At 47.5% G+C, this 11,988-nt stretch carries 10 protein-coding genes and 1 tRNA gene; 5 read left to right on the plus strand and 6 right to left on the minus strand.

What is annotated here, in order from left to right:
- Positions 1-595 precede the first annotated feature (595 nt).
- From H7F15_RS13845 to H7F15_RS13860, 4 genes are read right to left on the minus strand one after another with little or no spacing between them, the layout of a single operon-like run.
- Positions 596-1,879, minus strand: coding sequence for an adenylosuccinate synthase (locus H7F15_RS13845; RefSeq protein WP_185197590.1), 1,284 nt, complete (start codon positions 1,877-1,879; stop codon positions 596-598).
- 7 nt (positions 1,880-1,886) lie between these two features.
- Positions 1,887-2,237: an STAS domain-containing protein gene (locus tag H7F15_RS13850; protein WP_185197591.1), complete on the minus strand. Its 351-nt coding sequence runs from the start codon at positions 2,235-2,237 to the stop codon at positions 1,887-1,889.
- Positions 2,215-2,709 (minus strand): Fur family transcriptional regulator, encoded by a 495-nt coding sequence (locus H7F15_RS13855; RefSeq protein WP_185197592.1) that lies wholly within the window; start codon positions 2,707-2,709, stop codon positions 2,215-2,217. Before H7F15_RS13855 ends, H7F15_RS13850 begins: the two co-directional genes overlap by 23 nt.
- Positions 2,710-2,738: 29 nt before the next feature.
- The gene (locus tag H7F15_RS13860; RefSeq protein ID WP_185197593.1) at positions 2,739-4,925 is read right to left on the minus strand and encodes a bifunctional (p)ppGpp synthetase/guanosine-3',5'-bis(diphosphate) 3'-pyrophosphohydrolase; all 2,187 of its coding nucleotides are present in this window, start codon (positions 4,923-4,925) and stop codon (positions 2,739-2,741) included.
- A gap of 252 nt (positions 4,926-5,177) precedes the next feature.
- On the opposite strand from H7F15_RS13860, the gene H7F15_RS13865 reads away from it, so the two are divergent.
- From H7F15_RS13865 to clpX, 4 genes are all read left to right on the plus strand, one after another.
- Positions 5,178-5,259 (plus strand) — tRNA-Leu (locus H7F15_RS13865).
- An 80-nt stretch (positions 5,260-5,339) separates the two neighbouring features.
- A complete protein-coding gene (gene tig / locus H7F15_RS13870) occupies positions 5,340-6,662 on the plus strand; it encodes a trigger factor (protein WP_185197594.1) in 1,323 nt (440 codons plus the stop codon).
- A 96-nt stretch (positions 6,663-6,758) separates the two neighbouring features.
- Positions 6,759-7,457, plus strand: coding sequence for a ClpP family protease (locus H7F15_RS13875; RefSeq protein ID WP_255481263.1), 699 nt, complete (start codon positions 6,759-6,761; stop codon positions 7,455-7,457).
- Positions 7,458-7,809: 352 nt separating this feature from the next.
- Positions 7,810-9,033, plus strand: a complete 1,224-nt coding sequence (gene clpX / locus H7F15_RS13880) for an ATP-dependent Clp protease ATP-binding subunit ClpX (RefSeq protein ID WP_185197595.1) — start codon at positions 7,810-7,812, stop codon at positions 9,031-9,033.
- Positions 9,034-9,528: 495 nt separating this feature from the next.
- Here the strand turns inward: clpX and purE are convergent, their stop codons facing one another.
- The gene (gene purE / locus H7F15_RS13885) at positions 9,529-10,056 is read right to left on the minus strand and encodes a 5-(carboxyamino)imidazole ribonucleotide mutase (protein WP_185197596.1); all 528 of its coding nucleotides are present in this window, start codon (positions 10,054-10,056) and stop codon (positions 9,529-9,531) included.
- 3 nt (positions 10,057-10,059) lie between these two features.
- Positions 10,060-11,190 (minus strand): 5-(carboxyamino)imidazole ribonucleotide synthase, encoded by a 1,131-nt coding sequence (locus H7F15_RS13890; RefSeq protein ID WP_185197597.1) that lies wholly within the window; start codon positions 11,188-11,190, stop codon positions 10,060-10,062.
- A 156-nt stretch (positions 11,191-11,346) separates the two neighbouring features.
- Here H7F15_RS13890 and H7F15_RS13895 point away from each other — a divergent pair, with 156 nt between their 5' ends.
- The gene (locus H7F15_RS13895) at positions 11,347-11,970 is read left to right on the plus strand and encodes a MarC family NAAT transporter (protein WP_185197598.1); all 624 of its coding nucleotides are present in this window, start codon (positions 11,347-11,349) and stop codon (positions 11,968-11,970) included.
- Positions 11,971-11,988 lie beyond the last annotated feature (18 nt).

The following is an 11,988-nucleotide window of genomic DNA, read 5'->3' on the forward strand; positions in this document are numbered from 1 at the left end:
ACTTGCAATACCTTTTCAAAAATCTTTTTTTTCTTTTTTCAAGGCCACTGTCGGCGTGTTTCCACCTTCCACAAAGCCCTGAACTGCTTCCGGCTCACTGCTTGAACCGGGTTGCAAAGGTAACACCCTTCAAGGGATGTTTGCAAGCATTTGCAAAAAAGAAATCAGAAAGTTTTTTTTTGGGGAAGATTCGGTTGCTAAAGTGTAGCTACGCTTGCGCCTGAGGGGTTTACACCCATTCGGCTCGACTCTTCTCCTCTCTCACTTTCCTTGCCCTTCCTGCTGAACGGGGAGGCAAAAGTAGGAAGTTTTTCCCTTCCCGCAAGCTCCCGGCCCAAAGTTTTCACCTGACAGAAGCTAAATGACTGAAAACCTGTGGCAAAATTTTACAGCCTGCGTTACCTTTACTTTTAAACCGGCATAATTCAACAGGATACAGCCGTTTCCGAACCTTCGCGCCTGCTCGGTTGGCTTGGCGCAGAGTGGTAACAGTTCAACATTAGGCTATAGTTCCATATGAGATGAACTTTCTTTAAAACCATAAAGGCCCCAGGCTTTATGATGCCTGGGGCCATTATCTATAGTTGATCGTAACTTATACTTTCTCTGCTTCTCTCTTTAATGTGCTCTTTCTATCCGGGCCAACTGAAACTATAGTTATTGGCGCATGCAGATGAGACTCTATAAAGGAAAGGTAATTTTTAAAGGCTTCCGGCAGCTCATCTACCAAATCAATTTTGTTCAGGTCCACTCTCCAGCCTGGCAATTCTTCATAAACCGGTTCCAGTTCTCCTGCTTCCAACGAATGCGGCAACTGGTCGGTAATGTCACCATTAGGCAATCTATAGTGTGTGCAGACTTTTATAGTGTCAAAATCTGTCAGTACATCGGCCTTCATCATATTCAGCTGTGTTACCCCGTTCAGCATAATGCTGTATTTAAGAGTTGGCAAGTCTACCCAGCCGCAACGGCGCGGACGACCTGTTGTTGAGCCAAACTCGCGACCCGCCTGACGAATGGCTTCCCCTTCTTCATTTAATAATTCTGTCGGAAATGGGCCACTGCCTACGCGTGTGCAGTATGCTTTAAAGATACCGTATACTTCACCGATGTATTTCGGAGCAACACCTAAACCTGTACATGCACCAGCTACCATAGTTGTGGAAGAGGTTACGAACGGATATGTTCCGAAATCAATATCCAGCAAAGAGCCTTGTGCGCCTTCGGCCAGTATGCGCTTGCCACTTTGCAGTGCTTCGTTTATCAGATATTCTGTATCGGCCAACTTCAGGGTACGCAGGTATTCAAGGGCAGCAAAGAATTGTTGTTCCTGTTCTGCAATCTCAAGCGTCTGACCATAGAATTCCACCATTTTGCGGTGGCGGTCTACCAGTTTATTATAACGGTCCTTAAAATCAGGAGCCAGTATATCGCCCACGCGCAAACCAACACGGCCAATTTTATCCTGGTATGTAGGGCCTATTCCTTTAAGGGTTGATCCGATCTTGCCGCTCCCCAGCGCTTCTTCCGAAACTCTGTCTAATACCTTATGCGATGGCAGTATAAGCGCCGCCTTTTTGGAGATGAATAGGTTTTTAGCAGCGTCTACGCCACGGTCCTGCAGTTTCTGCATCTCAATCTGGAACACGATCGGGTCGAGCACTACGCCGTTGCCAATAACATTCTGGATATGCGGATGAAAGATACCAGACGGGATCTGGTGCAGTACATGCTTTGTACCTTCAAACTCTAATGTATGTCCTGCATTCGGACCACCCTGGAAACGGGCTACCATGTCATAGGTCGGTGCTAGTACGTCAACGATTTTGCCTTTGCCTTCGTCGCCCCACTGCAGACCTAATAAAATATCAACTGCCATTTAAGTGTTAGTAAATTGATTCCTTTAAGAATTGGGCTGCGTAGTCATCGTTCTCGGCTATAGTAAAAATAGCGTTGAGCTTGGTAACGATGAGCAGCTTGCGGATGTGATCGGATGGTTTGATGAGCACGAGCTCGCCACCCCGGTTCCTGAACTTGGTAAGCAACGACACCAGCACGCCCATACCACTGCTATCCATAAATCTGACATTAGAGAGATCTACAGCGCAAAGCAGCACCTTGCCATCCTGCAGGCCATCTACCTCTTCAATCATCTGCAGCGTGTCGGTGCCGGCTACCAGGTCGCCCTGAAGCCTTACAAACAGCAGATCATCTTTAAGTTCGGTCCTGTACTTCATGTGCTTGCTCCTGTGTCAGTTTTTTAGTGCGGCAATCGCCACAAACACCATATAGGTTCAGAGAATGATGCAAGATATGAAAATTTAACAGTTCGCCCACCATAGTTTGGATCTGATGCACTCTTGGGTCGCAAAACTCAACCACTTTATGGCATTCGGTACAGATCACGTGGTCGTGCTGGCGGTAGCCATACGATTTTTCGTACTGCGCCAGGTTACGGCCAAACTGGTGCTTGCTTACCAGGTCGTTCTCTACCAGCAGGTCCAGGGTATTGTAAACAGTAGCCCGGCTTACCTGGTAGTTCTTGTTTTTCATACTTATATAGAGCGACTCCACATCAAAATGGCCATCGCGGGAATATATCTCTTCCAGGATAGCATAGCGCTCCGGCGTTTTGCGCAGCCCTTTGCTTTCGAGGTAAGCGGTAAATATCTTTTTTACTTCTTCAAATTTTACAGGATCTAATGCCATGTCGTCTGTTTTATAGTTTGGCCTGTGCCTTAATCAAAACGCTCAACGGTTAGTATACCGTTCACTTTGCCCATCCGCTGTATCAGTTTATCCAGGTGGCCGGTGTCGTTCACGAACACCATAATGTTCCCTTCAAATATACCATCGTGCGAGTCTATAGTTATAGAGCGCATATTTACGCGTAAGCTGTTAGAGATAATGCGGGTAAGGTCGTTTACCAAACCAACTCTGTCGGTACCTTTTATGCGGATACCTGCCAGAAACGCCAGCTCTTTCTGCTCTGTCCATTTGGCGCGAACGATACGGTTGCCATAGTTCGACATCAGTTCGATGGCGCGCAGGCAGTTGGTGCGGTGTATCTCAATATCTTCGTCGCCGGTCTCAAAGCCGAACACATCATCGCCGGGGATAGGGTTACAGCATGAGGCCAGCCTATAGTTCATGTTGGAGGTTTTCTCTCCTATCACCAGCATATCCGAGTTCACGCCACGTATCTTCTGCACCTCCCTGTCAAAGCTTTTCGGATCTAAGGTAGAGCTGCCTTTCTCGGCGGCGGCTGTAAAGATCACCTCTTTTATATTCTTCGGGTCGATGTGCCCCATCGCAATCCTATAGTGCAGGTCCTGCACCGACGGCACATTAAAGAAGGCCATCAGTTTGTTTAGGTTTGTCTGATTATCGGATATCTTCAGCTGCGAAAGTCTTTTATCCAGCAGTACCTTGCCTTGCTCGGTTTTATGTTTGCGTTCTTCGCGCAGGGCTTCTTTTATGCGGGCCCTTGCCTTGGAGGTAACAGCATAGTTCAGCCATTCCTCATTAGGCTTCTGCTTCTGCGAGGTCAGGATCTCTACCTGGTCGCCGTTGTATAACCTATAGCTGAGCGGAACCAGCTTCTGGTTTACCTTGGCGCCCAGGCAATGCAACCCGATCTGGCTGTGTATCTCAAAGGCAAAATCCAGGGCAGTGGCTTTGTCCGGCAGTATGATCAGTTCGCCCTTCGGCGTAAATACAAACACTTCCTCCACAAAAAGGTTTTTGCGGAACTCGTCCATAAACTCGAGGGCATTGCCGGTGTTGTTTTCCAGCATATCGCGCACTTTGTTTATCCACTGCTCCAGACCCGATTCGTTGCCAGCACCGTCCTTATACTTCCAGTGGGCCGCGTATCCGCGCTCGGCAATATCATCCATGCGCTGGGTACGTATCTGCACCTCTACCCACTGCCCCGATTTACTCATTACAGTTGTATGTAACGATTCGTAGCCGTTGGCTTTAGGCGTATTTACCCAGTCGCGCAGGCGGTCAGGATTGGGCTGGTAAAAGTCTGTTATAATAGAGTATACCTGCCAGCAGGCGGCTTTCTCACTCTCCAAAGGAACGTCCAGGATAATGCGGATGGCAAACAGGTCGTATACTTCTTCGAACGTGATGTTCTGCTTCTTTATCTTTTTAAGGATAGAGTAGATCGATTTCGGGCGGCCCTTAATGGTAAACTTAAAGCCATGCTTGCGCAGCTCCTCTTCAATCGGGGCTATAAAATCCTTTATAAACTTACTGCGCGCACTACGCGTCTGGCGTATCTTATTCGAGATATCCTTATAGGTAGCCGTGTCAGTGTACTTTAAGTATAAGTCTTCCAGCTCCGATTTGATAGCATACAAACCCAGGCGGTGAGCCAGCGGCGCATACAGGTACATGGTTTCGGAAGCGATCTTGAGCTGCTTGTGGCGCGGCATGCTGTCCAGGGTACGCATGTTGTGCAGGCGGTCGGCCAGCTTTATCAGGATCACCCTTACGTCGTCGCTCAGGGTCAGCAGCATTTTACGGAAGTTCTCGGCCTGCTGCGAAGTACCGTAATCAAACACACCGGAGATCTTGGTCAGTCCTTCTATAATACGCGCCACACTTGGCCCGAAGTCGCGCTCCACATCTTCGATCTCCATTTCGGTGTCTTCCACCACATCGTGCAGCAGGGCGGCAATTATAGATGTAGTGCCCAGGCCAATTTCCTCCACTGCAATCTGGGCCACCGCTATCGGGTGATAGATATAAGGCTCGCCGGATTTACGACGCATGTCCTTATGCGCCTCCACCGATGTATAAAAGGCTTTCTTTATGATCTTGGCATCGTTATCCCTTAAAAAAGGCTTGGCGTGCCGAAGTAATCTTCTGTAAAGTCGTAAGATCTCTTTGCGTTCTGCTTCCGGATCGATCATATCACTTGTAGGGTCTCAAAAAAAGCGGATAACCGCATTATACTGGCTGCCAAAGGATTAGCTATAGTTATAAAACTATGGTAGCCATACTAAGTTTCAAATATACAGGATAAATAACTGCATTCAATAGCCTGTGTTAAAAGCACCTGCGGCATTGGCCCGAAAAAATATTAAGTTTTTTTTGATGCAGCTATTGCAATTAAAAATCTGAGTCGTAATTTTGCATCACTATTACAAACAAGCACACATTATGCGGATGTGGCGAAATTGGTAGACGCACTAGACTTAGGATCTAGCGCTGCGAGGCATGGGGGTTCGAGTCCCTCCATCCGCACAACAAAACAATGAACCCTCAACAGCGATGTTGGGGGTTTGTTATTACTGGATGTATCAAAACTAAAAAATTTTATAGCCTTGAATATTACATTAAACCAAACCGACAGCACGAACGCGCAACTGAAGGTGGTACTGGAAGAAGCAGATTACGCTTCTAAAGTTGACCAGCAGGTAAAAGAATTCAGCAAGAAAGCCCAGATCAAAGGTTTCAGACCGGGTAAGGTGCCTGCCGGACTTGTTAAAAAAATGTACGGCAAGAGCATTCTGGTAGAGCAGATCAACAAACTGCTGCAGGAAGAGATCTCTAAATACATTAAAGAAAATGATGTAAAACTGCTGGGCGAACCACTTCCGGAGCCAAGCCAGGCTGACATTGACTGGGATAACCAGAAAGAGTTTGAATTTACCTACGCTGTAGGTTTACTGCCGGATTTCAACCTTCCGCTGGATAAGAGCGTAGACGGGTACGCTGTTGAACTGGATCAGAAAACGGTTGACGAAGCGTACGAGAACATCAAGCGCCAGTTCGGTAAAACCACTAACCCGGAAACATCGGAAGAAGGCGACTTTATTTATGGCGACCTGAAGCAGGTAGACGGCGAATTTGAGTCGAAGACCCTGATCCCGACCAACCGTGTAGTAGCTGGTAAAGAGCAGTTTGTAGGTGTTAAAGCTGGTGATGTTATCAAATTCGATATCCGTAAGGCGTTCGGAGATGACAATGCTGCCCTTGCCCACGTAACCGGCCTGAGCAAAGAAGTAACTGCTGACCTGAACGGTGAGTTTGAGTTTACAGTAGAGAAGATCAACCGCACAGAAGAAGCTGAGCTAAACCAGGAACTGTTCGACAAACTGTTTGGTAAAGACGAAGTTAAGACAGAAGAAGAGTTTGATGCCAAGATCCGTGAGACGATCAAGGAGAACTATGACCGTGAAGCTGATAACCTGCTGAACCGCAACATCATCGACACACTGGTTGATAATGTAGCTGTTGACATCCCGGCTGATTTCTTTAAGCGTTGGTTACAGGTAACAAACGAAGGCCGCTTAACTACAGAGCAGATCGAGGAGAACTTTGACAAGTATACCAAAGAGCTGAAGTGGTCTATGATCAAGAACAAGGTTGTAGAGGAGAACGAGCTGAAAGTAACGAACGATGAAGTTGTAAGCAGCACGAAGGAGAAGATGATGGCCCAGTTCAACATGCCGGAAATTCCTGAAGAACTGGCTGAAAGCATGAACAACTATGCACAGCAGTATCTGCAGCAGGACAACGGCCGTAACTACATTAACGAGTACGAGCAACTGCTGGCCGAGAAGGTGCTCGCTAAACTAAAAGAAAAGATGACTGTTGTAGAGAAAACAATCTCTGCAGAGGACTTCAGAAACTTATCGTTCTAACTATAGCGCGATATAAATAAGTATATTATCAAAAAAGTCCTTTAGTTTTTAAAGGACTTTTTTATTTTTGACAAAACCGTAACCTAAACAACTATGATGTTTAACAAAGACGAGTTCCGCAAATTCGCTGTAAAAGGCCAGGGCCTGAGCGGCCTGGGCGTAGACCAATATATTCACCACATAGAGGGCAGAGCCATGCACAACATTGAAAGCATGACCCGCTCTGTAATCGAAGAACGCCCTACCAACTTCCGTGAGATCGACGTATTCTCACGCCTGATCATGGACCGCATTATTTTCTTAGGCACGCAGGTAGATGATTTTATCGCCAATATCATCACTGCACAGTTACTGTTCCTGGAGTCGGCGGATGCGAAGAAGGATATCCTGCTGTACATTAACTCACCGGGTGGCTCGGTGTATGCCGGCCTTGGTATTTACGATACCATGCAGTATGTAAACCCTGATGTAGCTACGATCTGTACAGGTCTGGCGGCAAGTATGGGCGCTGTGTTGCTGGCTGGTGGTGCTAAAGACAAGCGCTCTGCCCTGCCTCACTCCCGCATCATGATTCACCAGCCAATGGGTGGCGCACAAGGCCAGGCAACCGATATCGAGATCACAGCCCGCGAAATCCTGAAACTGAAGAAGGAACTATACGAGATCCTGGCGCAGCACTCAGGCAAATCGTACCAGGACATTTACGACAACTCGGAGCGTGACTACTGGATGCGTGCCGAAGAAGCAAAAGAGTTTGGCCTGATCGACGAAGTACTGACACGCAAGAAACAGTAACCTTTTTCAGGTAACTATAGATATAAACCCACTCCGGCTTCGGGGTGGGTTTGTCTTTTTACACCGGTTTGCAAGGGGTTTGCTTACTTAGCGGCCGGGCTATAGCTAAATAGTGAAAGAATACGCAAATATTTATCAACAGGTGGTTGTGGATACCTGTTGAATGTATTCACCTAATTATCAGGCACTTAATTAAAAATAGCGGAATATAAATAATTTAATTCTAAGGGCATTTTTGAGTGTTTTTTTCAGAGAGCCTCAAATATTTTATGTTTTAATAAACTTCCAATTTTGTACCTTTGTTTTGAGCGTGGTATAAAACGCTCCTTATTCCCTGTACCAAACAATACTTATGGCTGAGATTACGTGCTCATTTTGCGGCAAAAACAAGAAAGATGTATCGGTGATGATCTCCGGTATAAACGCGCATATCTGCGACCGATGCATTGGGCAGGCCCAACAGATCCTGAACGAAGAGAACAAGATCAGAGCCAGCAGCCGCAGCCCTAAGTTTAACCTGATGAAGCCACGCGAGATGAAGGAGTACCTTGATCAGTTTGTGGTTGGCCAGGATGAAGCAAAGAAGGTAATGTCGGTGGCGGTGTATAACCACTACAAACGCCTGATGCAGCACAGCGACAACGAGGATGTGGTGATCGAGAAATCGAACATTATCATGGTTGGCGAAACCGGTACAGGTAAAACGTACCTGGCCCGCATGATGGCTGGTATTCTGCAGGTGCCGTTCTGTATTGCCGATGCTACGGTACTGACCGAAGCCGGTTATGTAGGTGAAGACGTAGAAAGCATACTTACCCGTTTGTTGCAGGCCGCCGACTATAATGTAGAAGCAGCCGAACGCGGCATCGTTTATATTGATGAGATCGATAAGATTGCCCGTAAGAGCGATAACCCATCTATTACCCGCGATGTGAGCGGCGAAGGTGTACAGCAGGCCTTACTTAAGTTACTGGAAGGTACTGTAGTAAACGTGCCACCACAAGGCGGACGCAAGCACCCGGAACAGAAAATGATCACGGTAAATACAGAGAACATCCTGTTCATTTGCGGAGGTGCCTTTGTAGGTATCGACAGACTGATCAAGAACCGTTTGAATACCCGCCCAATTGGTTTCTCTAAATCGAAGCAGGACGATAACGAAGAAGGTGAAAACTTCCTGCGTTATTTATCTGCCCAGGACCTGAAGAACTTTGGTCTGATACCAGAACTGATCGGTCGTTTACCAGTACTGACGCACCTGAACCCGCTGGATAAGGAAACGCTGAGACTGATTCTGCTGGAGCCTAAGAACTCTATTGTAAAACAATACAAGCGCCTGTTCGAGATGGAGAACATCAACCTGACGTTTGATGAAAGTGCATTGGATTACATCGTTGAGAAAGCTTCGGAATACAAGTTGGGTGCCCGTGGTCTGCGTTCTATCTGCGAAGGTATTATGACAGACGCCATGTTTGATCTGCCATCGGAAGAAGGAACCAAAGAACTGGTAATTACCGGTGATTATGCCCGTGAGAAGTTCGAGAAATCAAGCTTAAAGCAATTGAAAGTGGCGTAAATTCTACTTACCTATAGTATCAAAAAAATCCCCGGTAGTTAACCTGCCGGGGATTTTTGTTTTGTTTTATAACTATAGTTTCTAACTATAACTTGGTGCCCTGTGCCCTCGCTCGCGTCCCGCGTGTGTGAGGTACAAGCGGACTCTGGCCGCGTCTATAGATTGCTATAGTTGAAACCTGCTAAACTATAGTTATGCATCAGCGTGGCGGGGCGCCATATGATAGCTCACACTCGCGAGACACGAGCGAGAGCGGCAACACTACCGCTCTTTCGGACATCCTTGTCCGAAAGCACTCTGTCAGGGACATCCTTGTCCCCGTGTTGCGCGTAACGCGGACAAAGAAGTCCGGAGCAGCACATATATATTCCTGCTGGCGTGGATCTGCGATCCGTGACTTACTATAATAGTGGATCTGCGATCCACTGGGCGGGACGCCCAACTATAGTTCATCACGAGCGTGGACGCTCGCGCCATAGTCTGACAAACTATAGTTTAATCCAGGTCTCTGTCGCCGCGCTTCAGTTCTTCTACCGAGCGCATTACTTTATCTTTCAGACCAGACTTATACTTCTCCAGTTTGTCCGCTACGGCGGCGTTGGTTGTGCCGATAATCTGTGCGGCCAATATACCTGCGTTCAAGGCACCATCCAAAGCAACAGTAGCAACAGGTACGCCACCCGGCATCTGAAGAATTGATAGTACAGAATCCCAGCCATCAATAGAGTTGCTTGACTTTACCGGCACGCCAATTACCGGCAGTGTCGTTAGCGATGCCACCATGCCTGGTAAGTGTGCAGCGCCACCAGCTCCGGCAATAATCACTTTCAAGCCTTTCTTGCGGGCCTGCTCGGCATACTCGAACATACGATGCGGTGTGCGGTGCGCCGAAACTATAGTTAGTTCGTAAGGCACGCCCAGCGTTTCCAGAATTTCTGCGGCGGCATCCATTACTCTAAGGTCAGACTGGCTGCCCATGATGATGCCCACTAAGGGTTGTGTATGTGTTGTTGCTTCGGCCATAGTTTATGCTTTTACTTTAATTACGTTTCTGATTTGCTCGGCACGCTGCTGCGCTTCTTCTATAGTTTGTCCCAGTACGGTAATGTGTCCCATTTTGCGGGCTGGTCGGGTAAACTTCTTTCCATACAGGTGAATGTAAACTCCTGGCACGGCCAGAGCCTCTTGTAAACCTTCGTATTTAGCTTCGCCATCAAAGCCCGGTTCGCCCAGCAGGTTCAGCATAACAGCTGCGCTTTGTATTTCCGTTGAGCCCAGTGGTAGGTTCAGGATAGCACGTAGGTGTTGCTCGTATTGCGAGGTATAGTTAGCTTTTATAGTATGGTGGCCGCTGTTGTGCGGACGAGGCGCCACTTCGTTTACAAGGATCAAACCGTCTTTTGTCAGGAACAATTCCACAGCCAGTATACCTACCATGTCAAATGCTTCGATTACGCGTGTGGCAATTTCGATGGCGTGGCGTTGTAGCTTGTACGCTACATTTGCCGGTGCGAAAAGCGAATCTACCAGGTTATGCTCCGGGTGGAAGCTCAACTCCACCACCGGAAAAGCAGTTACTTCGCCGTTGGCATTGCGGGCAACTATAACCGATATCTCCTTCTCAAAATCTACCAGTTTTTCCAGCACGCTTGGCTCCTCGAACGCTTTCCCGAAATCTGCTTCTGAAGTTAAACGGCTCACTCCTCTCCCATCGTAGCCCTCGCGACGCAACTTCTGGAAGGCAGGCAAAAAGTTAGTGTTCTGCTCCAGCTCCGTTTTATCTTTCAACACTATAAAGTCGGAAGTCGGGATGTTGTGCTGGCGATAGAACTCTTTCTGCAGGCCTTTATCCTGTATGGTTCTTATCGTTTTGGCATCCGGATAAACTTTCACGCCTTCCTGCTCCAGTCTTTCCAGGGCATCTGCGTTTACGTGCTCAATTTCGATCGTTACAATATCGCACTGCCTGCCAAACTCATATACCGTATCAAAATCGCGGAAGCTACCTACAAAAAACTCGTTGCAGATGTCTTTGCAGGGGGCGTTCTCGTCGGGGTCCAGCACGAGGGTATAGATGTTAAAATCGAGCCCGGCCTGCATCAGCATGCGGCCTAATTGTCCGCCGCCAAGTATACCAAGCTTTACTTCTCCTTTCATAGATGGGTGTTTTGGGTGATCGTTTCTCAAAATTAAGGATTATAGTTAAACCTACCTGCCCTAACTATAGTATTATGCCCCTGTTGTTACATATACTTTGATTTATATACGTAATCCTTTATATTGTTAGCTTACTTTTTCTGAACTATACCTTCAATGGAAATCATCCTTGCCACTTTTTCTGCCTTATTTTCTGTCGTTAACCCCTTTGGCGCCATGCCCGTGTTCCTGACCCTGACCCAGGACGACACCCCGGCACAACGTAACCAGCAGGCCCTGAAAGCCTGTTTATACATGGTCGGTATTCTGGCAGTTTTCTTTCTGGCGGGGCAGTACGTGCTTAACTTTTTCGGTATCCGCATCCACGACCTGCGCATTGCCGGTGGATTAATGATTATGCGTGCAGGCTTTGAGTTACTTAGCCCGGGCGCCAGCAAAAAGAAAATATCTCCGGAAGTAGTTGAAGAAGGGCAGCATAAAGAAGACATTTCGTTCACGCCACTGGCCATGCCCATGCTTTCGGGCCCCGGTGCCATTGCGGTAAGTATTGCCATGTATACCACTTCGCTTTCTTACCTGGATATGGGCCTGATCCTGATCGCTATTGTGTTACTCGCAGCAGTTTCTTACATCATCCTGCGCTTCTCGCACCAGCTTACGCGCTACATGGGCAAATCCGGTTTGTCGGCACTTTCCCGCATCATGGGCTTTATAGTACTTTCCATCGGGGTAAACTTTATAGTTTCGGCAATCTATGCGCTGTTCTTTACGGGGCGGTAAGTGATATTGATGACCTCC

Source organism: Pontibacter sp. Tf4 (assembly GCF_014212495.1).
Taxonomy (GTDB): domain Bacteria; phylum Bacteroidota; class Bacteroidia; order Cytophagales; family Hymenobacteraceae; genus Pontibacter.

What these genes read in the sequence shown, in the direction of transcription:
- H7F15_RS13845 (WP_185197590.1), bottom strand. Translation starts at nt 1,879, where the DNA reads ATGGCAGTTGATATTTTATTAGGTCTGCAGTGGGGCGACGAAGGCAAA.
- H7F15_RS13850 (WP_185197591.1), bottom strand. Translation starts at nt 2,237, where the DNA reads ATGAAGTACAGGACCGAACTTAAAGATGATCTGCTGTTTGTAAGGCTT.
- H7F15_RS13855 (WP_185197592.1), bottom strand. Translation starts at nt 2,709, where the DNA reads ATGGCATTAGATCCTGTAAAATTTGAAGAAGTAAAAAAGATATTTACC.
- H7F15_RS13860 (WP_185197593.1), bottom strand. Translation starts at nt 4,925, where the DNA reads ATGATCGATCCGGAAGCAGAACGCAAAGAGATCTTACGACTTTACAGA.
- H7F15_RS13875 (WP_255481263.1), top strand. Translation starts at nt 6,759, where the DNA reads ATGTTTAACAAAGACGAGTTCCGCAAATTCGCTGTAAAAGGCCAGGGC.
- clpX (WP_185197595.1), top strand. Translation starts at nt 7,810, where the DNA reads ATGGCTGAGATTACGTGCTCATTTTGCGGCAAAAACAAGAAAGATGTA.
- purE (WP_185197596.1), bottom strand. Translation starts at nt 10,056, where the DNA reads ATGGCCGAAGCAACAACACATACACAACCCTTAGTGGGCATCATCATG.
- H7F15_RS13890 (WP_185197597.1), bottom strand. Translation starts at nt 11,190, where the DNA reads ATGAAAGGAGAAGTAAAGCTTGGTATACTTGGCGGCGGACAATTAGGC.
- H7F15_RS13895 (WP_185197598.1), top strand. Translation starts at nt 11,347, where the DNA reads ATGGAAATCATCCTTGCCACTTTTTCTGCCTTATTTTCTGTCGTTAAC.